General features: G+C 58.8%; 21 protein-coding genes and 1 pseudogene. 11 read left to right on the plus strand and 11 right to left on the minus strand.

Annotated elements, in window-relative coordinates; translation table 11 throughout:
• Positions 1–718: 718 nt before the first annotated feature.
• Positions 719–1,717 carry a fatty acid desaturase gene (locus tag SJY12_RS12975; RefSeq protein ID WP_397505589.1) on the plus strand — a complete coding sequence of 333 codons (999 nt, stop codon included), beginning with the start codon at positions 719–721 and terminating at the stop codon, positions 1,715–1,717.
• 133 nt (positions 1,718–1,850) lie between these two features.
• Here SJY12_RS12975 and SJY12_RS12980 read toward each other — a convergent pair whose 3' ends face one another.
• Positions 1,851–3,503 (minus strand): ShlB/FhaC/HecB family hemolysin secretion/activation protein, encoded by a 1,653-nt coding sequence (locus SJY12_RS12980; RefSeq protein WP_397505590.1) that lies wholly within the window; start codon positions 3,501–3,503, stop codon positions 1,851–1,853.
• A 139-nt stretch (positions 3,504–3,642) separates the two neighbouring features.
• Between SJY12_RS12980 and SJY12_RS12985 the strand changes: the two genes are divergently transcribed.
• The 3 genes from SJY12_RS12985 (at position 3,643) to SJY12_RS12995 (ending at position 9,282) form a co-directional block, all read left to right on the plus strand.
• Positions 3,643–4,881, plus strand: coding sequence for a FecR domain-containing protein (locus tag SJY12_RS12985; protein ID WP_397505591.1), 1,239 nt, complete (start codon positions 3,643–3,645; stop codon positions 4,879–4,881).
• Between the two features lie 65 nt (positions 4,882–4,946).
• Positions 4,947–7,229 carry an EAL domain-containing protein gene (locus SJY12_RS12990; RefSeq protein ID WP_397505592.1) on the plus strand — a complete coding sequence of 761 codons (2,283 nt, stop codon included), beginning with the start codon at positions 4,947–4,949 and terminating at the stop codon, positions 7,227–7,229.
• A gap of 256 nt (positions 7,230–7,485) precedes the next feature.
• Entirely contained in the window at positions 7,486–9,282 is a 1,797-nt protein-coding gene (locus SJY12_RS12995; protein ID WP_397505593.1) for a diguanylate cyclase, read from the plus strand.
• A gap of 241 nt (positions 9,283–9,523) precedes the next feature.
• Here SJY12_RS12995 and SJY12_RS13000 read toward each other — a convergent pair whose 3' ends face one another.
• Positions 9,524–10,876 (minus strand): rhodanese-like domain-containing protein, encoded by a 1,353-nt coding sequence (locus SJY12_RS13000; protein WP_397505594.1) that lies wholly within the window; start codon positions 10,874–10,876, stop codon positions 9,524–9,526.
• 41 nt (positions 10,877–10,917) lie between these two features.
• Positions 10,918–12,879, minus strand: coding sequence for a putative bifunctional diguanylate cyclase/phosphodiesterase (locus SJY12_RS13005; RefSeq protein WP_397505595.1), 1,962 nt, complete (start codon positions 12,877–12,879; stop codon positions 10,918–10,920).
• Positions 12,880–13,033: 154 nt separating this feature from the next.
• Here SJY12_RS13005 and SJY12_RS13010 point away from each other — a divergent pair, with 154 nt between their 5' ends.
• From SJY12_RS13010 to SJY12_RS13025, 4 genes and pseudogenes are all read left to right on the plus strand, one after another.
• Complete coding sequence (locus tag SJY12_RS13010; RefSeq protein WP_397505596.1) at positions 13,034–14,074, plus strand: sensor histidine kinase; 1,041 nt, start codon at positions 13,034–13,036, stop codon at positions 14,072–14,074.
• A 22-nt stretch (positions 14,075–14,096) separates the two neighbouring features.
• Positions 14,097–14,495, plus strand: a complete 399-nt coding sequence (locus tag SJY12_RS13015; RefSeq protein ID WP_063506185.1) for a response regulator — start codon at positions 14,097–14,099, stop codon at positions 14,493–14,495.
• Between the two features lie 401 nt (positions 14,496–14,896).
• Positions 14,897–15,094 (plus strand): annotated as a pseudogene (locus tag SJY12_RS13020) (plasmid stabilization protein); the annotation flags it as partial.
• Positions 15,095–15,108: 14 nt separating this feature from the next.
• Positions 15,109–15,330, plus strand: a complete 222-nt coding sequence (locus SJY12_RS13025; protein ID WP_063506188.1) for a hypothetical protein — start codon at positions 15,109–15,111, stop codon at positions 15,328–15,330.
• Positions 15,331–15,561: 231 nt separating this feature from the next.
• Here SJY12_RS13025 and SJY12_RS13030 read toward each other — a convergent pair whose 3' ends face one another.
• Complete coding sequence (locus tag SJY12_RS13030) at positions 15,562–16,974, minus strand: serine hydrolase domain-containing protein (protein WP_397505597.1); 1,413 nt, start codon at positions 16,972–16,974, stop codon at positions 15,562–15,564.
• A 489-nt stretch (positions 16,975–17,463) separates the two neighbouring features.
• On the opposite strand from SJY12_RS13030, the gene SJY12_RS13035 reads away from it, so the two are divergent.
• The gene (locus SJY12_RS13035) at positions 17,464–18,225 is read left to right on the plus strand and encodes a hypothetical protein (RefSeq protein WP_397505598.1); all 762 of its coding nucleotides are present in this window, start codon (positions 17,464–17,466) and stop codon (positions 18,223–18,225) included.
• Positions 18,222–18,935: a DUF6602 domain-containing protein gene (locus SJY12_RS13040; protein WP_397505599.1), complete on the plus strand. Its 714-nt coding sequence runs from the start codon at positions 18,222–18,224 to the stop codon at positions 18,933–18,935. The genes SJY12_RS13035 and SJY12_RS13040 overlap by 4 nt, the downstream gene beginning before the upstream one ends.
• 45 nt (positions 18,936–18,980) lie before the next feature.
• On the opposite strand, the gene SJY12_RS13045 is transcribed toward SJY12_RS13040, so the two are convergent.
• Positions 18,981–19,151, minus strand: a complete 171-nt coding sequence (locus SJY12_RS13045) for a hypothetical protein (RefSeq protein ID WP_397505600.1) — start codon at positions 19,149–19,151, stop codon at positions 18,981–18,983.
• On the opposite strand from SJY12_RS13045, the gene SJY12_RS13050 reads away from it, so the two are divergent.
• Positions 19,144–19,608 carry a hypothetical protein gene (locus SJY12_RS13050; RefSeq protein ID WP_397505601.1) on the plus strand — a complete coding sequence of 155 codons (465 nt, stop codon included), beginning with the start codon at positions 19,144–19,146 and terminating at the stop codon, positions 19,606–19,608. The two genes, SJY12_RS13045 and SJY12_RS13050, sit on opposite strands and share 8 nt — an antisense overlap.
• Before the next feature lie 66 nt (positions 19,609–19,674).
• On the opposite strand, the gene SJY12_RS13055 is transcribed toward SJY12_RS13050, so the two are convergent.
• The 6 genes from SJY12_RS13055 to SJY12_RS13080 form a co-directional block, all read right to left on the minus strand.
• Positions 19,675–19,797 carry a hypothetical protein gene (locus SJY12_RS13055; protein ID WP_397505602.1) on the minus strand — a complete coding sequence of 41 codons (123 nt, stop codon included), beginning with the start codon at positions 19,795–19,797 and terminating at the stop codon, positions 19,675–19,677.
• Positions 19,798–19,883: 86 nt separating this feature from the next.
• The gene (locus tag SJY12_RS13060; RefSeq protein WP_397505603.1) at positions 19,884–21,377 is read right to left on the minus strand and encodes a hypothetical protein; all 1,494 of its coding nucleotides are present in this window, start codon (positions 21,375–21,377) and stop codon (positions 19,884–19,886) included.
• Between the two features lie 4 nt (positions 21,378–21,381).
• Positions 21,382–21,747: a hypothetical protein gene (locus tag SJY12_RS13065; RefSeq protein WP_397505604.1), complete on the minus strand. Its 366-nt coding sequence runs from the start codon at positions 21,745–21,747 to the stop codon at positions 21,382–21,384.
• 588 nt (positions 21,748–22,335) lie between these two features.
• Positions 22,336–23,502, minus strand: a complete 1,167-nt coding sequence (locus tag SJY12_RS13070) for a tyrosine-type recombinase/integrase (protein ID WP_397505605.1) — start codon at positions 23,500–23,502, stop codon at positions 22,336–22,338.
• A gap of 605 nt (positions 23,503–24,107) precedes the next feature.
• Positions 24,108–24,362 (minus strand): DUF3253 domain-containing protein, encoded by a 255-nt coding sequence (locus SJY12_RS13075; RefSeq protein ID WP_082835649.1) that lies wholly within the window; start codon positions 24,360–24,362, stop codon positions 24,108–24,110.
• On the minus strand, positions 24,359–24,631 hold the full coding sequence (locus SJY12_RS13080; protein WP_397505606.1) for a UvrB/UvrC motif-containing protein: 273 nt from the start codon (positions 24,629–24,631) through the stop codon (positions 24,359–24,361). Before SJY12_RS13080 ends, SJY12_RS13075 begins: the two co-directional genes overlap by 4 nt.
• Positions 24,632–25,325 lie beyond the last annotated feature (694 nt).

A 25,325-nucleotide genomic window follows, 5' to 3' on the forward strand; every position in this document is an offset into this window, starting at 1 on the left:
CAGAGCGGGGATCTCCGGAACAGCACGTAGTTTCGTAAGCAGCTGCTAAGTGGATGGGCCAGTGCCGGCACCATTCGCGTCCGAGTGCGACGGCTGGCTCCGAAGAGCATCTGTAACGCATGCGGGGAGGACCAACCCAGCCATCTGGCGGGGGTTGGTCGTCCTATGCCCGGTACCCCCGGCTTCACCAAAGATCATCGGTAAAAGCTGGTTACTACGACAGCGGATCAGAAAGGACTGGGACGCGTGAGCCATCGAACACGCGGAGCGGCACAGGCCTTTCTTAGCGCGAAGCTAATTTAGATACAGCAACCTAAAGGACCCGCATGCGGACAGCATGTGGGCCCGCTCTCTTAGTCAGCGTTTGAAGGGAAATACATGACGGGAAAGGGGGGGAGGTCAAAACCTTGGGGCTTTTCGATCGGACACCGGCGGGGGGCAAAAAAACGTGCGTGGTCGAAAAGTCGAGGGGGGTAGGCATACCCAGCGATACGCATAGAGCCCTTCAAAAACACCTTACCACTGCCGTTATCGACCGGAGCATAATGTCGGGATTTGGGCCGTTAGTGGACAGTCCGCTTTTGGCGCGGGACACATGAAAGCCGCCAGCATTTCTGAGCACAGTCGATCCTGCGTGACAATCGCACGATGCAACATTAGCGGATCGCGAGTGAATGTTTGTTGTTCTGAAGCGGCCTCGGCAGCCGTGCGCCCCGCCATGCCCGACCCTCGTCAGTTAATGCGCGACCTTCAGGTGTTCCGCGATCCCCAGCCGGGGCGCAGCCTGTGGGAGCTTGGCATCACGCTGTTTCCCTTTCTTGGACTGTTCGCCGTGATCATTGCAGCTGCGGACGCGGGTTACCTGTTCGTCCTCGCGCTTACTCCGCTCGCCGGACTGTTCCTACTGAGGCTGTTCATTATCCAGCACGATTGCGGCCACGGCTCCTTCATGCGGGACCGCGCGAGCAACGACTGGTTCGGGCGGTTGCTCGGCGTCTTCACGCTCACGCCCTATGATTGCTGGAGCCTCAGCCATGCGCGTCATCACGCCATGACCGGCAACCTCGACAAGCGCGGCTTTGGCGATGTCGATACGCTGACGGTGCGCGAGTATTTCGAGAGATCGAGGACCCAGCGGCTGGGCTATCGCCTATACCGCCACCCGTTGACCTTGCTTGGTTTTGGCCCTGTCTATCTTTTTCTGCTGCGGCACCGTCTGCCGGTGGGATTAATGAGCGAAGGCTGGAAGTTCTGGGTCAGCGCGCTTGGAACGAACCTTGCCACTCTCGCAATCCTTGCGGTGCCAATATGGTTGGTCGGCTTCGCAATGACGCTCGCAGTGTTCCTGTCGACTCTGCTCGTCGCGGCGAGCATTGGAGTGTGGCTGTTCTACATCCAGCACCAGTTTCCCCAAGCATACTGGGAAAGCAAGTCCGACTGGTCCTTCGCCGAAGCCGCCCTGATGGGCAGCACCCATTTAGACCTGCCGCCGGTTCTGCGCTGGTTCACCGGGAATATCGGCATCCACCACGTGCACCACCTTTCGAGCACGATACCGTTCCACCGCCTGCCCGAAGTCCTGGACGCGCATCCGGCTCTACGCGATCTCAACCGCTACACGGCATGGGAGTCGCTCAGCGCCTTCCGGCTGGCTTTGTGGGATGAGGAGCACCAGCGTATGGTGACATTTGTTGAAGCCCAAGAGACGATGGGCTAGGCTTGCGTTCGATGCCAAGAAACTGGTGGGATCAAATCGCGGGTATCCCGCTTTTCTGCTCATCGGCCTTCAAGACCCTCGGCGTTCGACGGCAATTTCCTTCCGGCCCTTATTCACCAAACCGCCCGAGCGCTTAAAGAGTCTTGCGCAGCTTCACATTGAGGCGCGGATTGTCGTTGTCTGTATCGTAGCGCGGCCCGCTTAGTGGCATGGCAAGTTCGACGTCGAAATCGAGACCGTTGACGATGTCGGTCCTCAGGCCGCCGCCGGCCGAATAGAGTTCGCCCGTCCCCCTCCCATCCTCGAGATTGCTGACATACCCGCCGTCGGCATAGGCGTAGATCTGTATGTTATCGACAAGGTTCAGCGCATCGGCCCAGTCGTAGCGCAATTCACCCGAGCCCATGATCCCTTCGTCACCTGAACGCTGGCTATAGGGATAGCCGCGCAGGAAGCGGTTGCCGCCAAGACCAAGATCTTCGGTCGAAAGCAATGGAGCGCTCGCGATTTGTCCGCGGGCGGCCAATTCCATGCTGAAGCCCGCGCCAAGCTCGCGTTCCCAGTCGGCCCACGTGTATAGGGTGCTGAACGCCGCTGACGCATCGTCGCGCGAGGCGAGCGGATCGCCTAGCTCGGTGGCGCCGAGGATCGACAAGCCCTGCGAGTAGGTTACCCGCGCACGGTATCGGCCCCCGACGGCCGTGCCGGCCATGAAGGCGCCAATGCGGACAACAGGGATGCGATCGTGCCGGTCGAGCGCACCGTCGCGATCGCGCCGAATATCTTGAATCTGGAATTCGGCTTCGCCCCAGAGGCTGAAATTGCGACGTCTTACAAACGGATGACGCAATTCGATGCCAAGTCTTGTCGATCTGCCGGTAACATCGTCATCGGCGAGATAGGCGCCCGGATCGGTTCTGGAGTGGGAGACGACAACGACCGCTTGCGTGCCGTTGGAACTGATGACCGCCTCGTATTTCAGCTTGGCATATTGCAGTTCGCCCGGTTCGAAAGGCGTGGTCGCCAGCGTAATGTCGACCTCGTCGGTCGATGTGAGCAATCCGTTGAAATCGGCGTCGATTCGCAGTCGCTCGGGCCCTACAGGTGCCGAACCGTCATTTTCGAACATCAGGGCACCACTGGCCCGCGATCGTCGCGCTTCAAGAACCAGGACACCTTCCTCGTCCTGGCGTTCGAAATAGGCTCTGCGCACCCAGACGCCCGAAATATCGTCTGCCAGAAGCAAGTGCCGTTCGAGCCGTGCCTTGGTGACGGGGCGGCCGCCTAGCAACGGGTTCAACTGATTGCGAATGGCAGCATCATCGTCGCCATCGATCCTGATCCGGTCGATCCGGCCTTCGTCGACACGAACGCGTAGCACGCCAGCGCGCAGTGATTGCGGTTCGATCATCGCGGTCGCAAATACATAGCCCATGGTCTGCGCGCGCGATGCCAAATCGCTGGCGAGTGCGTTCAGCTGTTCTCCGTCGAGATCGCGCGCGGCGTAACGCTCAACGATGTCGACGAAATCGGCGACTGACAATTCGCGCAACCCTTCGAGCGAGATCGGCCCTACGGTGTAAACGCTTGATCCAAAGCCTTGATCTTCGCCAGAACGAGGTTCGATCTGCGCTGCGGCGGCCGCATCGCGCGGCGCCAGCACGCCACTTTCCTGTCCGTCGACGGCTAGGGCCTCATCGATTGGATCGCGCGCATCCTGTGCATTCGCGGAGAATGCGACGCACAGGCCGACTGCCGCCAGTGAGGGATAAGATAGATAACGCACGCGTGAGAGACTCCAAGTGGACCACTCAAACTACCCGGGCGCGTCTTAATTTTTGGTTGCATTACCAGATGTTTAACCATGTTCGGTTGGTATATTGGAATACCCTTCTGCGAGATCGGACGCTCATAGGAGACCCATCTTGTCGACCCGGAAATTCCTGAAGACCGCTTCTCTCGCCCTCCTGCTCGCCAGCACCAGTGTCCACGCACAGGTTGCATGGACAGTCAGCGAAACGGATGGACGCGTAGCAATCCGCGACGAGAATGGTGAGAGACCGGCGCGCCGCGGGGCGAAGATCGCTGCTGGCGGTGCGATTGAGACCGGGGCGAATGGCTCGGCCGTCATCGTGCGCGAACGCGAATTTGTTACCGTCCGGCCCAACAGCCGCGTAAAAGTGCCGCAGCCTTCGGAAGAGCGATCGGTGATCCAGATCGTGCAGGACTGGGGCAGCGCGATTTTCAATATCGGCAAACAACCCGATCCCCATTTCGGCGTCCGCACGCCGACCCTGGCTGCGGTAGTGAAGGGAACCAGCTTCTCGATTACGGTCGATGGCAGCGGCTCTTCCATGCAGGTCACCGAGGGTGCGGTCGAGGTCTGGACCGGTGATGGAGGCGCACGCGATCTCGTGACACCAGGCGAGGTGGCGATGGTCGGCGCGGATGATCCGTTCCGCCTCACGATCATGGGTGATGAGACGCGCACCCTGGATTCACCTGCTCGCGACAACAATACTCCATCACCAACGGCTGCACCGCCCCCGACACCAAACGCATCTGACGCCAATACGAACGTAACTGTGGAAGCAGTCGCTTCCGAGCAGCCGGTCATCGAGACACGTTTCGTGAGCGGGCCGAGAGATCTGGAGGATACGACCGAAGGCTTGGTTTCGGGCGAGATCGCGGCGGTCACGGATGATTTCGTTGCTGATCTATCACAGGAAGATGCCGAACCCGATCCCGCGCCAGCTCCGGAACTCGAGCTGGAACCACGACCCGAGCCTGAGCCGGAGCCCGAGCCGGAGCCCGAACCTGAGCCTGAGCCCGAGCCGGAGCCCGAGCCGGAGCCTGAGCCCGAACCTGAGCCCGAGCCGGAGCCGGAGCCGGAGCCCGAGCCCGAACCTGAGCCTGAGCCCGAGCCCGAGCCCGAGCCGGAGCCCGAGCCGGAGCCCGAACCTGAGCCTGAGCCCGAACCTGAGCCCGAGCCGGAGCCCGAACCTGAGCCCGAGCCGGAACCCGAACCTGAGCCAGAGCCGGAGCCCGAACCTGAGCCGGATCCGGGTGATGACGACGATGACGACGACAACGACGATGATGACGATGATGACGATGACGACGATGATGACGACGACGATGATGACGACGATGACGACGACTGATTGGCTCTAAGTGATCGTGCCCTGATCCTATGCGTTCGCCGTCCTACTCGACTGTGCCGCCGCGCTTGCCGTGGGAAAACATCCTGCTCGCTGCTCTCCTTATCGTCACGATCGGGTCGGCAGCGCAGTCAGGCGCTTTTCGCGAACTCGACAATGGCTTGAGGAATTTCAGCTTTGGGCTGAGGGACCGCACCGCGAGCGGTCAGATTCAAGTCGTCGAAATGGATGCTGCGAGCGTTGCCGCGATCCAGCGATGGCCTTGGCCGCGCAGCAATTATGCCGAAGTGGTGGCCGCGCTGAATGAAGCTGGGGCCCGCTCAATCATTTTCGACGTCGATTTTTCCTCAACTTCGAACCCGGTCGAGGACGCCGCACTCGCGCGCAGTCTGAGCGAAGCATCTGCCGAAATCGTTCTTCCCACATTTGGCCAGAGCGAAAGCTTCGAATCCGACCGGCAGATCGATGCCTTGCCCATAGCGTCATTGCGGCAACACGCTTCGCTGGCATCAGTTTCCGTCATTCCTGATAGCGACGGCGTGGTGCGCAACATGCCCTTGGGCACGATGACCGCGGGCGTTCCCCGGCCCTCGCTTTCGGCTCAGGCTGCCGGCGTGGCCGGAAAGGCCGGTAACCAATTCCCGGTCGACTTCGCGATCGACCCCGCATCGATACCTCGATACAGCTTCATCGACGTCGCGAGCGGAAGGTTCGATCCTTCCACGATTACCGACAAGGATATACTCATTGGCGCGACGGCGATCGAGATGGGGGATCGATACGCGACGCCGCGGCACGGCGTCCTACCCGGAGTGATCGTACAAGCGATCGCTGCGGAGACATTGCTAGGCGGAATACCCATTTTCGGAGGATGGCTGGTTCCGCTGCTGGTGGGCGCGCTGGGTGCCGCCTTGGTCTTCGCGCAAAAGACCTATCCGCGCGTCGTAGCGACCTCCGGTCTTGGCGCTGCTGCGCTTCTCGGCGCGGATATCGCCGCATATAGCCTTGCTGGAGCGGACTTCCGGATCGTGGCCGGGCTGATCTTGGTCCTGGCATCCGGCGCAGCGCGTTCGGGTTTATTGCTTTACCGCGAAATGTATCGCGGCAAGCGGATCGACCAGGAAAGCGGCTTGCCGAACCGCCTTGCTTTGCGCGAGGCCGATGGTTCGCAGGAGAATGCCCAAACCATCGTCGCGATGCTCGCAAATTTCGACGCAATCAAATCGGTTATCGGTGCGGATGCTATCGGCTCATTGATGGGGAGTCTGGCGGCGCGAATGGGCGGCAGGGATATCGTCTACCGCATCGATGATCGCTGCCTTGCGTGGATTTCCGACGAGGCGCATGAAACCCGCATAGAGACGCTGACCGAACTGCGCCGCGAGTTACGACGGCCGTTAGAAATCGCCGGAAAGCGCGTCGATCCCGCGATTGTGTTCGGCATCGCTGCTGCAGGGGCAACTGCCGAAGCTTCGCTGGCAGCTAGCACCGCGCTGGCCAACGACAAGGTTTGGCACATGCATGAGGCGGCCGAGCAGGACCTTCTCGAGCAGCAGGTTTCGCTAATGGGAGAACTCGCCAACGCGATCGAAAACCATGAGCTCGAAGTCCACTACCAGCCCAAGCTCGATCTGATGACGGACCGTATCGCCAGTGTCGAAGCGCTCGTCCGCTGGCATCATCCCACGCGCGGCTATTTGAGCCCGGACAGCTTCATCCCGCTAGCCGAAAAGAACGATCACATCGCGGATATGACGCTGTTCGTTCTGCAGCGCACCCTGCGGGATCTTGCGCAGTGGCATGGCGCTGGCATCGAAGTGAAGGCGGCAGTGAACATATCGGCGCGCCTGCTTATTTCTCCGGCATTCTTCGATGCTGTAGGGGCCGCGCTCCAAGTAAGCGACACATCTGCCTCCGACCTCATTTTTGAGGTTACCGAGTCAGCGACCATGGCCGATCCGGCAGCCGCTTTGCGCGCGCTAGAGGGATACCGGCGGATGGGCATCATGATTTCGCTAGACGACTACGGCACCGGGCAATCGACGCTGACCTATCTCAAGACCCTGCCTCTCGGCGAATTGAAAATCGATCGAAGCTTCGTCGAGAATGCACATGAAGACAGCAGCGATGCGCTTTTGGTCCGCTCGACGGTGAACCTCGCCCATGCTCTTGGCCTGCAGGTCGTCGCAGAAGGAATCGAGACTGTAGAATGTCTCGACTTTCTGCGCGAAGTAGGATGCGATCTCGCACAAGGCTACTTCGTATCTCGTCCCCTTCCGGCCAGCGAATTGCTGGCGCTTTGCCTGTCCAGCAGCACAGCCTCGGATACGCTTGCCAGGACCGCAGCGTAATCCAGTATCGTCAGTCGGAAACTCGGGACTTCCCAAGCAGCGACGACAGACATAGCGGCGCCTACAAAGAACTACGCTGGCGCTTTTTGCCCCCTACGCGCCGAGCTGATTTTGAATGAGCCATTTGTATCATTCGATATGCGCACCAAGCTCACTACCCAGCTTGAGGCAAGTTGCTGGAACCGGATAGAGCGCCATACGCCCACTCCAAAAAAGCCTTAAAGCGGCATTAACCAATTCCCTTTAGCTCTCCCCCATGCCCACTTACCGCGCTGGTCACTTTTTTCGCTTCATCCTCCCGCCGACCGCAACCGGCATTGTATATTTTCTGGCTGCCACCATCACTTTTGGGCTGGTAGGAGGGAGTGGTGGCGTCGCTATCCTCTGGCCTGCAAGCGGCATTCTACTCGCGATACTGCTGTCTAGCGGATGGGGCCGAGCATATCGGCACGTAATCGCCGCTGGTGCCGCAAGCCTTGCGGCAAACGTGCTAGCCGGGAACTCGCTCGGTATCTCATTCGGGTTCACCGTCGCTAACATTTCAGAATCGATAGCTGCGGCGTGGTTTCTCAGGCAACAACTGCCACGTCGATTGTCCTTTTCGGAGCCAAGCGATTTGGTCTGGTTTTGCTTGGCTGCGGCGGCGGGATCTGCATTGAGCGCTACTATAGCGGTGGTCGTGGCGCCGATTTCGTCGATCGAATTCTGGTTTTCTTGGTTCTCGACGGACCTCCTCGGCATACTGATCGTCACCCCTCTTGCTATGATTGGCGCTAAAGCGGTCCGGAGCGACGGGAGGATAGGTCAGGCTTCAGTTATGCTCGAAGGTCTCCTAATATTTGCTCTAGTGGCTATTGTGTCATGGGTAGTCTTCTCGCAGACCGGCGCCCCCATCCTATTTCTACCCATGCTTGCGGTCCTTATGTCAGCATCGCGACTCGGCCCGACCGGAGCAGCTGGCGGCGTGCTGATCGTAGCAGGCGTCAGCACATTCACCTTCAACGTATGGTCGCCAGCGCAAAACCTCTTCGGCATTGGACCGCTCGCCAAAAGCATCTATCTGCAATTCTATCTGCTAACGCTATTCGCAGCCGCTTTGCCAATCGCTGCGCTGCTAAGTTCGCGCAACAAGGTGGTGAACCAGCTTGCAGAGGAGAAGCGACTGCTTGAACTCGCCGAGGAGGCGGCGAACCTCGGCCATTGGCGCCTCGACGTGCGAACCAACAAGATCGTTTGGTCGCGCGAAGTGTTCAGTATTTTTGGCCTGGAAGGCAGTGTCCCGCCACCATTGGAGGGTGCGATCAATGCTTACCATCCTGACGACCGACAGATTGTCACCGACCATATTGATCGCGCGATCGAAAATCGCTGCGACTTCGACTTTACGGCTCGCATCGTCCGACCGAATGGCGAAATTCGGCACGTTCGATCAAGAGGCGAAATAGACAAGATCGAAAGCGACGGATCCTTCGGACTGTTCGGGATCGTCCAAGACATCACTATTCAGGTTTCGCACGCAGCCGCGATCGAGAAAGCGCGAAACCGTGCTGAAGAAGCTGCTCGGCAAGCCCAAGCCATCGCAGAGACCGATCAACTGACCGGTATAGCGAACAGGCGCCGAACGACCTCTGAAATTGTCCGAGCGGTATTGGCCGCCCGCCGGGACGACCGCTCCCTGGCCGTCGCAGTGTTCGACGTGGACCACTTCAAAAGGGTCAATGACACCTATGGCCACCATGCCGGCGACGAGGTGCTGAAGCGCGTCGCAAATGTCGCTGCCAAAGCGCTTCGTGCTGGCGATATGGTGGGCCGTTTTGGAGGCGAGGAATTCGTCATCATTCTACCGGATACGACGACGCAAACCGCAATGCTCATCGCCGAGCGAGTTCGAAGCTCAATTGCAAAGAGCGGCAGCACCCCTCGTGTAACTGTTAGCATAGGTATCGCAGAGCTTGCCGAGGGAGAGACCGGCGAGAGCCTTCTCCGGCGAGCCGATGAAGCGCTCTATGTCGCCAAGCGTGCCGGACGCAACACGCTCCGGTCGGCCGGCTAGAAGACGATCGAATGCGACGCTCGTTTTAAGTCCTGCGATCGGCTCCCTTCTGCTGACTATCGGCCATAGGCTTCCGCGACCGCATAAACTGCTAATTGATAACTACCAAATCTCGAATTTTTGCGCATCTGACATGGGCGCCGCGCGGAAGCGGTCGACCGGGGTCGGCCGCTTCCGGCAGACTACGATGCTGCGATGAAAGGTAAGCCGCGGCTCTACGTGGGCGATCGTGGGAACGATATTAGCCGCGCCTCGCCTCCCACGCTCCCATCGAACCCAAATAGACATCGAGATGGTCGAACCCATGAGCATCGAGCCAACCGGCGGCGACAGTCGCGCGCATGCCGCTTGCGCACATGAGTGTATAGCGCTGGCCGGGATCGAGGTCTTTCCACTTCTCGTTCAGTTCGCCGACGTAGATGTGACGAGATCCCTTGATCGAGTGCGCCTTCCGCTCGTCTGCATCTCGCACGTCGAGCAGGGTCCAGTCGCCGGGCTTTCCCTGCAAGCGGCGTTCAACTTCTTCCGTGCTGATCATCGGGATCGAGCGCATACTTTTCCCCGAGGCTGCGGCTGGAACCACACCGACATAACCCCCGACGATCTTGTCGAGCGCGATCCTCACCAGATGCTCCATCGTCGTTGATAGCTGGTCCTGCGACGAAGCCACCAGCGCGAGCTCTTCGCCTTCGGCAATAAACCATCCGGCAAAGGCCGGGATCATGTCGACCGGCAAGTTGATGCTCCCCGGCAGGTGCCCGGCCGCATAGGCGAGCGGCTCGCGGACATCGATGACCCTGTCGGCTTCGCAAGACGACAACTCATCGAGGCTCATGGGTTGGGGCATGAGCACGCGCGGGGCGGCATTGCCTCCGACCAGGTTGAGATGTTCCATCAGCCGGAAATAGGGCGGCTGGTAGTGATTTTCGTTCACCTTGCGATCAATGAACGTGTCCCGACTCTCGATCTTGAGCATAGGGTTGTTGCGGCGCTCATGCCCGACCGTTGAAAACTCCCTGTCTGCCATGCCCGACCCGCAAACCGAACCAGCACCATGGGCGGGATAAATGATCGCCTGGTCGCCTAATTCGCAAATCTTGCGGAGAGAGTCGAAGAGAAGGCCGGCAACCTCACGCTTCCGTTCAGGATAGAAATCGGTTCGGCCAACATCGCTAACGAACAGCGCATCGCCGGTAAAAACGCCCACCGCCGTCTCGGGGTATTCGCTATCGAATATGGCATAAGCGAGGTGATCGAATGTATGTCCGGGCGTTTCGAGGACGCGGATTTCGAGCTGTCCGATCGCGTGACAATCACCATCCCTCGTAGTCTTCGCGTATTCCACCTCGCCATCCGCGTTCGGCCCATGGAAAACCTCTGCCCCGGTCAGTTTTGCGAGTATCGGCGCTCCTGAAACCAGATCCTCATTGCGATGGGTCTCGAAGATATGCGTTATCCGCAGCCCCTCGTTTCGTGCTCTTTCAACGTAGATCTCGCAATCTCTGCGAGGATCGATGACGGCAGCCATTCCGCCGGCTCCGATAAGATAGGAGAGGTGTGAAAGACCGGCCGTTTTAATTTTTTCGAACAGCACTGTTATCTCCTAATCGACTAATAGCTTGAGAAACACCTCAATCAAGAAGGCGAAGAGCCTAAGTTGGAATACAGCGCCTTTAGCATTCGTTCGCTTGTAGCCGGTTTCCCCAAGCAAAAGCCTTGCCCGTAATCGCAGCCCACTGCTCTTGCCATTTTTAGCTGCTCGTGGGTTTCGATATGTTCGGCAACACATCGAGCACCAGCCGAATGACACAAATCTACCAGACCTGACAATATTTGGCGCGAGCGCTCGCTGTGAATGATATTGTCCATCAAAGATCCGTCCAGCTTGATTGTATCAAAGGAAAGCTCTCGAAGGTATGCTACCGATGCGTAGCCAGAACCGAAGTCATCCAGTGCGCTTGTAAAACCATATTGGGATAGCTTCGCTAGTTCTTGTTCGGCATGCCCCAGATCGGCAAGGATTGCTGTCTCTGTGATCTCGAACTGAACGCGGTGAGCATGAAAAGAAGAAGCCGACACAATCTTTTGAAGTTTGTCACTAGCCCCCGAACGGCTCAATTGCATGGCGCTGAGATTGAATGAAAGAGACAGGTTTGCCGGCCAGGTCTCAGCTGACGCCAACGCCATTTCCAGTAGACGTTCGTTCAATCGATCAATGACGCCGAGCTTCTCAGAGATGCGAATGAACTCATCGGGAGACACCGCGCCCAGTTCTGCGTTGTACCAACGAGCAAGAGCTTCAGCGAATACAGGAACTCCTTCCTTAAGATCAAAAATTGGCTGGAAGTGGACCTCCATTTCACGAAGCGCTTCACCCGACAAAATTGACTTTTCAATCTTTGCTCGTCGTTGGTCTGCCTCGAATTGAGGCAGATCGTATAGGTGCCAATGTCCACGCGAGGACGCTTTCGCCTTATAAAGAGCGGAGTCCGCCTGCCGGAAAAACTCTTCGTCAGACCAAGTGTATGGTCCTGCTTCCGTTACGCCGCACGAAGCACCGACGAATAGCTCCTTTCCGTCCCATAGGACCGGTTGGCTTGCTAGCTCACAAATGTGAGTTGACGCAGCTTCCAGTCCAGGTCTCGATAATCCATCCTTCCAGAAAACTGAAAACTCGTCGCCTCCGAGCCTGGCAACTAGCGCCTCGGCTCCGAAAGCATCTTTCAACCGTCGAGCATACTCGCGCAGTATCTCGTCGCCCGCAGCGTGACCGAATGCGTCGTTCGCTGACTTGAACCCATCAAGATCGCAAATAGCAAGCACGCTGCCGCCCCCAGTCAACGGGCCGCGGACCATGCCCTTCTCAATCTCGCGAACAAGCTTTCCGCGATTGGCAATCCCGCTTAACACGTCTTCATCGGCTCGCTTGGTCGCTTGGAGCTCAGCCTCAACAGCTCTGTTTCGCTCGCGAGCGATTGCCAATTGTCCACGCACCAAGCCCAGAAGAGCTCTGTTATGAACATGGAGCTGCCAAATGAAGAGGGCTAAGACGAATATCAGACTGAGGGCGATCCCTCGATCTGACGGCTTCCCCATCCAAAACAACCGGATTGCTACGGGTAGACCGAGTATCAACAACGGAAGAAGCGCCGCCCGCGGAAAACTGCTCAATCCATAAGCGACCCCCAGCGCAGCAAGAACGCTGTAAAGCAGGATGGTCATCGTCTCGCTAGGGTAGGCGGTTATGAGGGACTGAGCCCAGATCGAAAACCCGAGACACAAGATGGTTGTGAAGAGGACCATCGTGACCAGTTCGCGTTTTATCCTCGCGGAATCCTCGGAAGGTTTTTGAAACGCGATCCAATAGATCATCCGCCATAATAGGATGGCTGATAAGATAGTTAGCGGCGAGAACCAGCGCAGCTCACCGCCATGTGTCGCCACATGGAGGCCCAGAAGGTTCACGAGCGCGACCCCATAGAGTAGCGGGATCTGCCTCCTTAAGCTCTCAAAGATTCCAGTAATCTGCTCGCGTTGCTCGCGAGGGCTGTCCGCTGGGAACAGGAACCTTAAGACCCACTGCATCATACGAGCCATAGCCTCGAATAGGCATTTTCTGGTTAATGCACAAATACGAGGTATCTTGAGCCAACTGGGCGGATGACGAACCGTCGAAGCGGACAGGGTGCTGCGCTGTTAGAGCCAGAAGATTGAGCTTGCAAATTAGCGCCGCTGATCACTAGCAAGACTGATGCCTCTTAGAAATTCTAAGCCAATCAGCGCCGCGCAGCTGGGCTTCATCGTAGAGGATGCGGCTAGCGAAATTTACCTCTTTTCTGCATCCGATTTTCGGTTCTTGCTGGTAAATCGAGGGGCGCGCGACAACCTCGGGTTCGGATTCGACGAGTTGCGTAAACTCGCACCGTGGGACCTGAAGCCACATCTGAGCGAGGCTCAATTTCGTGAAAAGGTTCGCCCGCTCCTGGAAACAGGCTCTGGCGACATGGTCTTCGAGACGGTTCACCGGCGCAAAGACGGGTCCTTATATGACGTGTCGGTTCACCTTCAGTTGCTCGAAAATGACGGCGAGCCAGTATTCTTCGCTGCCATCCGCGATGTCACCCGCGAAAATCAGTTGAAACGGTCACTTGAGGATCGAGAAAGAGACTTGGAGGCTGCTTTGGCTGGTCGCGAGGTCCTTTTTCAAGAAGTCAATCATCGTGTAAAAAATAGCCTACAGTTGGTTATGGCACTACTTCAGCTTCATGCTCGCGAAGCGACCGATGACGGTCTCAAATTTGCTTTGTCGGAAGCAAGGCACCGGGTCTCTGTGGTGGCTTCTATTCACCAGCGGCTTTATATGAGTGGCGATTACTCGATGGTGGACATCGGAGATTTCCTTGCTGAGCTGGTTACGGCCACGGTGCGATCAATGAGCAGAGTGGATGACATCGGAATCGAACTCGAGCTTCAGTCTGGTGTCGCAATAGGAATGGATAGAGCAGTGCCCTTGGCGCTTGTCGTTTCGGAACTGCTCACCAACAGCCTCAAATATGCATTCCCTGATCAACGGAAGGGAACCGTGGGCGTGCATCTCAGTTCAACGGAAACGGAAATCACCGTTACCGTGCTTGACGATGGCGTAGGTTACTGCGTCGCGGACAGTGCAGAAACTGGCACCGGATTGGGTTCAAAAATCGTGCACGCCCTTACGGGGCAAATTCGGGCGAAAGTTGAAACGCAGACTAAGGCTGGCGGAACGCACATAAGCATAGTTCTTCCTCGCGGTTGATCGGCTGTAAGTTCGAATTTTTATGAAGATACTAATTGTTGAAGACGAAGCCCTAGTGGCTATGAACATGCAGGACGTTCTTGAAGCACAGGGACATCAAGTAATCAAAATAGCTGATGATGAAGAGTCGGCGATCTTAGCTGCAATTCATCGTAAGCCCGATCTCGCGCTGGTTGATATGCGGCTCTCAGGAGGCGGATGTGGGTTGGTCGTGGCTCGGCAAATGCACGACATCGGCGTCGCCGTTTTGTTCGCTACGGGGAATTGTCCCGGACCAAACCATGGTGAGATCGCACTAGGGTGTCTCCACAAGCCTCTCTCGGATGATCAGCTTATCGCAGGCGTCTTAGTCGCGGAAGCCTTGCAAAACCGTTCTGCCAACCCACCACCAATACCGGCCGGAATGCATCTCTATCGCTAGTTTTCGATGAGACATACGAAGCTGTGCATTACCTGAATCTAAGGGCTAAAGCCGCGCTATAGATCTAGAAACACTTTAGCGGACGCCTACTCCTCGGGCGACCTTCCGATCGATCGCGCGATGTTGCGATCCTCCTTGCCGAAATTGTCCTCCGCAACCCGCAAAGCCGTAATCATGATCAGGCTGATAACGGTCAGAATCGCAACCAGAGGCCATTGCGCAGCACCGCAGGCAATACCGCCGCGTGGGATACTCTCTCCTGTAGACAGCCGGGCAGCGCCCCTACGATAACCCGTTGCAAAGGTGAGACAATCTCTTCGTGGGACCCTTGCCCCATACGGGGTTGCTCATATATTTTCTTAGTGCGGACGGGTTCTCGACACGACGCGAGGAGAAACGTGATGGCGAAGGGAGACAAGGACAAATACACCGACAAGCAGAAGCGCAAGGCCGAGCACATCGAAGAGAGCTACGAGGACCGCGGCGTCTCGCAAGAAGAGGCCGAACGCCGCGCCTGGGCGACGGTCAACAAGGAAAGCGGCGGCGGCAACAAGTCCGGCTCCGGCCGGGGCGGCCAACAGAGTTCGCGCGAAAACGGGGCGGAAAGTAAGTGATGCACAGTTACAAGCTGCGCGCCCGCGACGATCATGATTCAGTGATTGAAGAAATCGATTTTGAATGTCTTTCGATCGCCGGCGCTCTGGACAAGGCCAAGGCCATGGTCAAAGCCGGCCAAGCCGATCTCTACGAAGATGGCATGCCGATTTGTTCGATGGAACTGGTGGCAGAAACAGGCGTGTGGCTGGTTGGTAAGCCGCGGCGAGCTGAACGCTAAACTGAATTATAGCCGAGCAGGGCTTAGGTCGCGGGAAGTTTCCAGCTCTTCGTCTGCTTTTCGAATTCGCCGCGTGCAGCAACTAAAAGGGCATCCGAAAGCAGCCGGGAATTGCCGCAATTGGGACGCCTTGTCGACGGCGGCTGCGGGGCCGGAAGCTGACCGGCAGCTTCGCATCATCAAATCGAAGAAGCTGCCGTTCAACGATGAGCAGGTTGTGCTTCGCGCTAGCTACTGCGATTCTTCTGCTCCCGCCTTCTGCATCGGTCGTATGATTTTATCGGCGCTGCTGCCCGGGCGGTTCAGCAGGACCGTGCACTTATGGCCGGGAGTCTCGCAGTCAAACTGCAAGCGATTGGGATAGTCCTCAATCGCGAAGGTATTGTCGCCGAGATAGCGCATCTCGCTGCGGTCCCTGCCCAGAAACTGGGTGAAGAATTCGGACACGACCCATAATCTGCCGCCCTGCTTTTCGATCCGGTAGTCCAGCCCGAGTTCGTAGAGGAGCCCCGTATAGGTCCCAACAAGCTTGCTCGTCAGCGGTTCTGGGAGCGGCAGGGTGGCCAGCGGGACACGTTGGCTCCACCCCATTCGCTTGATGATCTCGCGCCGCAGCGTTGCAAACACCGGGCCGGTATTTGCGTCATCTCCATTGCCAAGCATGATTATGCCATAGCCGCCCTCCATCGAGCCCAGCAAATCTGCGTTCACGCCTGTGTTCGATCCATCGTGACGAAACCAGTCGGTATTTCCGAAGCCGAAGCCGCGAAAGAAGGGCATGCTAATGCCGCCGACCGGCTCGAGCGAGAAGATGTCCGTTAGCGCCCGTGCTTCCGCTGGCTTTATCGGTCCGTCCGTTCCGCCTGCAAGCGCGCGCTGGATCGCGATAGCGAAAGTGGCCAGATCGGCGGGACTTGACCACATCCCCGAAGCAGAGATTTGCGGAGTTATTGGAAGTCCGGTGCGAATGATCTCGCCGGCCTCGTCATGAACCAGCGCCGCATCGGTCGGGAAACCAACCGCGCCCGGCTGGATCATCGTCGTGTGCTGCAATCCAAGCGGCTCAAACACTTCGCGCGCGGCAAGTTCCGGGAGGGAGATGCCGGTATGGTCCTCCAGTGCAAGCTGCACGACCACGTAGCCGCCGCCGCTATATTGCCAGTCCGTTCCCGGCGCGAACAGAAACTCGATCGGCTTGTCATAGCGCGGCAGTCGGCCTTCGAGGCTGTCGATCAATGTAGGTAGGTCGTCGCCCTCGTAGTAGTCTGCAAATCCGTGCTGCGACGTGCCTGAGGTGTGCGTCAGGAGCTGCCGCCAAGTTACATCCGCAGCCCCGGAGAATTCGCTTTCTGGCAACTTCCAGCTTTTTAGATAGGTTGCGATTGGCGCATCCAAGTCGATAGCACCGTCCTCGGCCAGCTTCAGGCAGACAAGTGCGGTTACGACTTTCGAAATGGAGGCCGTTGAGAATACGGTGTCTTCGGTCACTGCCTCGCCACTAAGGGCGGATTTCGTTCCGAACTTCTCGACATCGACAATCTTGTAGTTGTCGAACACAGCAACGCTGAGCCCGTGAAGAGTGTTCTGTTTCATCTCCTCAGGCAATGCCAACCAGAGCTCATCCAAGCCGGATTCGTCGGCCACGAGCGAAGGTTCTCCAATCGAACTCGAGCGCGTCTCCGGACTTCACGCCCGTCGATGTACAACCCGTCACGGCCAGTCCGATGGCTAAAGCGAAAATCGAAGGTTTGATGGCTGACACCCCTCTCTCAGCTAAATGATGAGGTGTGTTAGTCACGCACATCACCCTTAGTCAATGTCAGACGGCCGCTCCTGCTCTACCTTCCACACACAACGCTGGCGGTCGCGGCTCTCCTTCTCTCTCGCTCAGCGCGACCAAATCTGGGCCGTTTGCCGACTGGCAGGGCCCCGGCGGCGAACCGTCAATAGCTGCCGTTCCGCGGCGCGCCGCAGGTGGCGGCTTCCGACCAACGTCGGTCGTTCAGATCAGCCACCTCGAACGTCTGCTCCTGACAGAAGCTGCCGCTAGGACGCTCTCCACTAGCGACATCACTCGCTGAGCCGGATGGTTATCGACGCGACAAGCCAATTTCAGTATTATACCCTGAGGCGATGGTGGGGATTGATGAACATATTCGGATGGTGCTGGCGCGGCACGCCGTGGACACCGGCCTTAATTCGCCTGTGCGCGGCGTCCAAGCCACGATCGACCCGGTTCTCCGCAGCTGGGGCACTCAGTATATCGTCGATATTTGCCCGAGCGGTTCCTTTGCCAAAGGCACGGCGGTGCATGGCGGCACTGACATCGACATTTTCATTTCCCTGACGTCGACGCTCGGCAACACGCTCAAGTCGATCTACGGCACCCTCTTCAACGCCTTGGCTCAAGCGGGCTATGTAGCGCGGCGTCAAAATGTCTCGATCGGCATAGCAGTTGGCGGCTGGAAGGTCGACGTGACCCCGGCACGCCGGCAGGATCAGTACGGAAACTATCATAGCCTTTGGAGCAACAAGACCAGCAGTTGGCTCCAGACGAACATCAACGAACATATTCGCGTCGTCTCCGGGTCGGGCCGGATCAACGAGATCCGCCTGATCAAGATCTGGCGCAATCGCTTTGGGCTGGACTGGCCGTCCTTCTACCTCGAACTCTTCGTGATCGACGCCTTGAAGGGCGCGCGGGTCGGCGCCGTGCAGGACAATGTCGTCACTGCCTTTCGCGCCATCGATCAGTCGATCGCGACACGAAGGCTCATCGATCCCTCAAATACAAATAATGCCGTATCGGCAACCTTAACGGCTGACGCGAAAGCCGCCCTCGCAGTGGCCGCGCGTTCGGCGCTGAACAGCTCCTGGGAGACTGTGTTTCAATGACGTCCGACTGGTCGCTCGCCCTCCTCTTCGCCGATTTCCACGACAAGATCGAACGCGAACTCGCGACCGCCCGAAAGCTCGGGCACCCAACGGAGAAGGGAGATGCGAGCGAGCAGGTCTGGAACGACGTGCTCAACCACTATCTGCCGCGCCGCTACGAAAGCCGGAAAGGCTTCGTCGTCGACAGCAAAGGCGCGTTCAGCCAGCAGATCGACGTCATCGTTCACGACCGCCAATATTCGCCGTTCGTTTTCAGCTTCAAAGGCACTGACGTCGTCCCGGCGGAGAGCGTCTATGCTGTGTTCGAAACCAAGCAGGAACTGACCGCCGATCATATCCGCTACGCGCGTGAGAAGGCGGCATCCGTGCGCCGCCTGCATCGCACCAGCCTCTCCGCCGAGACAATCGAAGGCCCTTCGCGACCCAAGCCGCTCCATCATATCCTGGCCGGCATCCTCACCCTCGGGGCAGGGTGGATACCGCCGCTCGGCCACACGCTGATTGGCCATCTCCGGCAGGATATGGCGGAAGGCGTGATCGATCTTGGCTGCGTCGCCAATGCCGGCTGGTTTACGCGCCGGGACGACGATTTCGAGGTGACCTCGATCGACAAGGCTTCAACGCGCTTCCTACTCGAGCTGATCGCGCAGCTCCAGGCGATCGGGACCGCGCCTATGCTCGATGTGCGCGCCTATTCAGGCATGATCTGAACGCGGATTGGTTGGGCGATATCTCGACCGCAAGCGTGATCAGCGTCACGCTCGCTCTGCGCCCTGAGCCCTGATCTGATCGATCTGCCCATCGCGATGACCGGCCGCCTGATAAAGCCAGCGCTCGAGAATTTCGCGCAGCTCGGCCATCTGGTCGCGTAGGACCTCGACGCTGATGAGCTTGTGCTCGGCCAGGTGTCGGTTGCGGGTGCGCATCGGAACGAGCCGCTATGCTATTGAGCACACGCTCATCGAGCCGTTCCCGCAGGCGATCCAGACTGGTAAGGAATTCGCCGAACTCACCTCCGAGATCGAGCAACGGTTCGACGGCAAGATGCCGAAGCCCGGCAGGTACGAGATCATGTTCCCGGTGCACCCGGCCCAAGGCGTGCACCGCCGAGAGCACGAGGCCCTCCGCGCACGGATGGATGCCTGGATCAAGGCGGCGGCGGGCGAACTGCACGCCGAGCAGCCCGAGCGCCTAGACAGGTCGCGTCGGCCGCAGGGCTATCATGGCAGCCGCAGCCGAGAGTTCGATGGGATCGCCGTGACACTCAGGCGGCGGGTCCACTGGTCAGAAAGCGGAATCCACGACGGCACGCTCTGCCTGGTGCGCACCGTCGGCGACGACCTAGAGGACCTCCGCCTTGCGCGCATCCGTACCGCGCTCTAACGCAAGCTGCCCAAGCTGCTAAAGTGCGCTGACGAGGGCGACGTCACGATCCTGGTCCTGGAATGGTCAGACATCGCCCTCACGAACCAGATTGTAATCGCGCGTGCGCTCGAGGTGGCGCTGGCCGACGAGCCGGCCTGGCCCGACCACATCTTCCTCGCTGACACCAGCATCCCAGGGAACTAGCACTTATTCCACCCCGTGCGGGGTAGGGCCTTCTTGATTGACATGGAATACATCGAGATCGACCGCGACCTTTCGGCCGCGGCTGACGACTAATAGTCTTCCAGTTCTAGCACGCGGGACACCTTCACCTGAATGCTGGGGGGAAGTACCAGGTCGTGCATAGCTGCCCGCAGCCCGAATGCGTGGAGGTCGGCCAAGTCTGGGTGCGAGGCACGGTAGCGGCCCGCCTTCGTGAGCGCATACTCGATGTCGCCGTGGGCCAACGCGCGGCACAGGTCAGCCTTGAAGGCCAAAGCGACCTGACGCGCGTATTCGCCGATTTCGAGCTGCCGGCTGAAGGGAGGCGAGGGCACAATGCCGATCTCGTGGCGGAACTCGAGGGAATGAGTGATCCGCGCGTATATGTCGCCGAAGCGCGCGCGATCGAACGCATATAGGTGACCGGGGCAGGTCACGAAGATCGGCTCGTCGCGAGCGATGTCGACCAACCGGCGGGCGGTGGCGGCCAGATACTGCGTGCGGTCATTCTCGAGGCTCAGGACCGTGCCCTCCCCCGGCACGAACGGCAGGTAGGCCGGTTCGCCCACCGCCATACCCAGCAGCTTCAGGTTCACCGCAAAAAACTCTGGGCCGATCCAGCCAGCCATCAGGTCGAGGGCGAACCTATGGAAAGCGAACACGTCGTCGCTCGGGCCACGCTCGATCTGCGACTTCAAGGGAGCCAACCTGCGCGCCATGTCCAAAAAGTTCGGCATCCCGGAGAGGTTGGTGAGGCTCTTCTTCTCGTTCATGGCCGGGAAGAACGGGGCGATCGGCGTGTTGAGCGCGAAATATGCAGCGATCGAGCACACGACGTCGCTACGCCAGTCATCGTCTGGAAGTCCTGCCTCGTCGAGAAACCTTTCGCGCAGTTCGACGACGCGACGCGGAAGAATGGCGACCGGGTCGATCACAGCCCCGGGCAGACGGCCCAGACCAGCCTGAAGGTGGGCCAGTTGCCCCAGGCCGGCATGCAACTCGAAGAGGATGCTGGACCCCACTGCGTAAGCGAAATTGTCCTCGATTAATTCTGCCCTTCTGACGCTGACGCCGGTGAATGAGGCCTCCGCCGTGCCGTCGAAGCGGAAGCCGCGCTCCCGCAGTTGGTTGAACACGCGTGAGAACAGTTGCGCTCCGTCGAGGAGCCGCGTCGACCAACCCGGGCCGTAATCCGTCTCGAAGTGCGCCCTCTTGCGATCACCGGCCATGGCCGCGCCGAACAGTTCAAGCGCCTCCCACACCAGCAACTCAGGCTCGCCGCCCCACACCTGCCGCAGCGGCGGTGTTGTCGGAAGCGGGGAATCCTCGAGCCGCGCCATTGCCTGCTCAAGCACCAGTTGCTGGATTTCGGCGTTGAAGATCTGGAGCAGGCCCGAGAAGGTCGAGAAGTGCTGTATCCAGTGGATACGCTCGTGAAGATAGCGGCTGTTGAAGTCCGACACCTCCCGTGCCGCTTCCTCCGGGTCCATGCCGCGAAAGGCCTCGAGCCCCGGTTCGGGCATCTCGAGGACCAGCGATACCGGATCGAAGCGGAACCTGGCCACGCTACTACTTGTCGAGCACGGGTTCCAGCAAATCGGTGATCTCGCGCTTGGTCAGTGGCCCTTTCAGCGAGATCTTCCGCTTACCGACTGTCAGTTCGACCGACCTGTTCCGCTGCTTGAGATACTCGACGAGGACATCCTTCAACGCGCGGACGGCCAAGGTGCCCGCGCCGCTGCCGGCGAGCCAGGTCACCATATCCCTAGCCGTCGTGGCCGAGTGCAGCGAACTGTCGAAACCGCTCGGTCGTTCGTCGTCCCGTTCGCCGCGGGTCACCTCGGCCTCGACCTGTTCCTGCAGCGGGCCGAGATCCGGCGCATCGTAGTCACTAGGATACCGCAGGACGAACCGAACCTCGCCACCATCACTCATGCTACTGCCACTCCTCTAAATTTCCCGTCCAACATCGCACCTACCCCGCGTCAAGTCGATGCAAACCGATCACGATCGAAAGAAAGCTGCCGCTTCCGCTGCCATGAACGACGACCCCGGCCAAGCAGCTTGACTTGAAATACAACTATGGAATCTGACGGGCTCAAGCTGACGGCCCACTACCGGCTCATCTCAGTCCGCACATAAGATCATTAGGTGCGATTGCTGAACGTCGGCATTTGATAAGACCCGCCGTTCGCCGCGCCGCCGGCGTAAACGGCGGGAAGGTTCCAAGGTCCGTCGTCTGACCGACCCAGATGCCCAGGAGCGAACGACCGCTTCTAAGAACCCCATGCGGGTCGTTGAACGGCTTCAATTAGGGCGCAAAGCTGCCATTGCCGGCGAACCGGCTGGATATACGCGTTTGCCACCCGGCCGCAACCAACCGGTCTGTCTGAGGGATTTCCACGCTCCGCCCATCGCAGCGATGACGATAGGCACAGCGTTCATCCGAGTGCTACGATGAACATTAATTGGAACTGCAAAGGTAATGCAGATCGGTTCCATTTCGCGAACGAGACCACCGGGTCAAGTAGCGCCGCCGAGCAGCTGTTTGGCGATGAGCGATGATACGTCGTTGGCAGCCTGCATTACTGGCTGGCTCGCGAGATGCGCGTAACGTGCAGTCGTCTGAACTTGCGTATGGCCGAGGAGCTTTCCGATCATCGGCAGGCTCTGACCGTTGCTGACCGCCACTGATGCAAACGTATGCCTGAGGTCATGAATGCGGGCGTTCTTTAACCCGGCTCTACCGCGCACCCGCTGCCAGAACGGCTGGAGATCAGTCAGGTGTGCCCCCTCGTTTCGACCGACGATGACCCATGGATTACCCATCGTACGTTCAATGCTCATGAGCACCGAGACTGCTGCCGTACCAAGATGCACTTCCTTAGCGCCGGTCTTGCTATCTGGGAGGCGCAGACGCCGGCCCTGCAGATCGACATATTCCCAACGAAGGGTCATTATCTCGCCTAGCCGACAGCCGGTGAAGAGTAGCAGGCGAACTGCTGCGATCGCGCTCGGCAACTCCACCCGCTCCTCTTCCATCTCACCGAGCACCCGACCGATCGCCTGTAGCTCCGCAGCGGAGAAATACCGCTCACGCTTCTTTTCCGGATACTTCTTGATGTGTTTACGCGGATTGGTCCCGTCGGGCCGCAGACCCCAAAGCTCGGCAAGATTGAACATCTTCGAGATGATCTCAATGTTGCGGTTCGCCTGGTAGGGGCGATCCCGCCAGTCGTGATGATATTTGGCGATATCGGCGCGGGTCACGTCGATGATGCGCAGATGCCCAATGGCGGGGAGGATGAAGAGCTTCAGATTCCGGCGATATTCCTTGGCGGTGCTGGGCTTGAGGTGAACCTCGATATGCTCCTCGTCGAACCGCTGCGCCAAATCGCGGACCGTGAGCGCTGTCCTCTTTTCTCGCTTCTGCACCTGCGGGTCGACGTCCTGCCGAATCTGGACGAGAGCCTTGAGGGCAAGACCACGCGCCTGGTCAGGTGTTATTGCGCCAAATCGGCCAAGGCTCATCCTTCGCGAGGTTTTGCCGAAACGGTACTGAAGGACGAATTGCTTGCGGCTGCTTGGGAACACGCGAATGCCGAAACCGGACAGCTCGCTATCCCAGACGAAATAGTCCTTGTCCTTGATCTCGAGCGCCTCGATCTGTCTCTTCGTCAGCTTTGGCAAATTCGCCTCCTGTTACCAGCGGCCGCTACGTGGCTCGATCCGTAAGCGAATAGGAAGCAAGAGGGAGCGAAGCATAGCGAAACCGTGCGTAGCCACACAGCCGCGAGGCGCTCCAACAGTCAATCTAACACGTTGAAAATAAGTCTATAAAAGTAGATGGGCGTGCTCTGGGGTAGCATCGGAACAGAGCCCTCATAACCTGAAGGTCGTTGGTTCAAATCCAACCCCCGCAACCATCTCCCAAATAACTCTCCAATAGCGACGCTCCGCCGCAGCATGCCCGCGGACCAGGAACTGCGCGCATGCGCACCGTGGGTCGGGGAAAAGCCAGGCGTGCCGGATGGAAACGCCGAAGCAGAGATACACCCCATCGACTAGCCCTAAAGAAAGCGTGACCGTGCGCACCGCTTCGATCGCCACATCCGAAACCGAAGAATAAATTACCCTGCTGCTCTCAGCGAGACTCTTCGCGTTTGGTCCTGTAGGCGCATGGCAAGCAAAGATCTTGGCGTCCGCTCATACGGATATCGCCAAGCCGGAGCGCCGCTCTTCTGTATCTACATTGCTGCCTCATTCGGGCGATCGGGGCTTCTTCGACTAACCTGTCAGTACTCGTTAGCGCGGCCAATCCGGTAGGGTCCGGACCGTGCCGACAACTTCCTGCCTTTCCAGCTCAACCTGATGAGTCCCTGATCCAAAAGTTGGTCGGCGGCATCATGGACAAGTGGCATCGCCAAACGCCAAGCTCTTTTGTCCCCTGAAGCGATCTCGCGTGCGACTTCGCTGGGGCATACCGTCGCTCCGAGGTTGCGTTGGGAAAGCAGCGTCAGCACCGCCGTACGCGCGCGGTCAGGCGTCACTTGCGTTTCCGGCCGGATGTCATGGGGTCGGGCTTTGGCGGCGCCTTCCAGTCTGGCGGAGTAACCGGGCGCTGCCGGCTCGACCCAAGCCCCATGGCGCCCGAGCGCTGGCGAACCAGTCCCGAGGTGTCGGCTTCGTCAGCCTCTGTAGCGTTGGCGCCGCCTCGCATCAGGTTGATGCGATCGCGAATTCGCCGCGCCTCCTCGAAATCGAGAGCGTGCGCCGCAGCTTCCATATCGCGCTGGAGATCCTCGATAGTCTTGTTCATCATCAACCAACGTATGGGTAGGACTTTTGGTGCCATTGCGCCCCTCCGCCTCCACCCAATCTCTGGGCGCGCCATGCTATCCACTATCGGGTGCCCGCCGATCCAGGCAGCCTTGCGTGACCCCAGCATTTGCCAAGTCATCGCGAAGCGCGGTCAGGCCGGTGATGTTGCGTTCCACCCGACTGTATGTTGCTCCACGAGTTGACCGATAGGCTCGTACGGCTTGTCGCTGTGCTCGGACGGCGCGGGCAGCTCGCGCACGTGCGTCATGCTGAAGCCCACCTCGCGCCGCTGCCGCCAGAGGGGAGCGGCGCCAATGAGTGTCCAAATAGGCGTGATAAATGCGGTAGGCCCGATCGGCAGGACGGAGAATGCCTTCCCGTTCGTACTAGCACAAATATCGCCTCACCTCAGGCGGTCGTTCAGTAGATAGCCCTCGGGCCGAGCTTCACATAAATGGCATTATCGTTCGCTGCGGTTCGCGCTGCTCGAATCACGGTCGGTTCGGCAAACAGCCTTGCCGCGGGGCGAATCCCGAGAATCACGCGCGAATCTCACGGTGTAGAACGGAAGGATTCGCCAGAACCCGCATGGCTGCGGTGGTTCTGTACCTCCCGATACCGTGAACTCTACGCATCCGTAACGCTCGAAACCCCTAGTATTCCGGGGTTTGTACGAAATTATCGGATTGAGG

The organism is Qipengyuania sp. R86523 (genome assembly GCF_044596365.1).
Taxonomy (GTDB): domain Bacteria; phylum Pseudomonadota; class Alphaproteobacteria; order Sphingomonadales; family Sphingomonadaceae; genus Qipengyuania; species Qipengyuania citrea.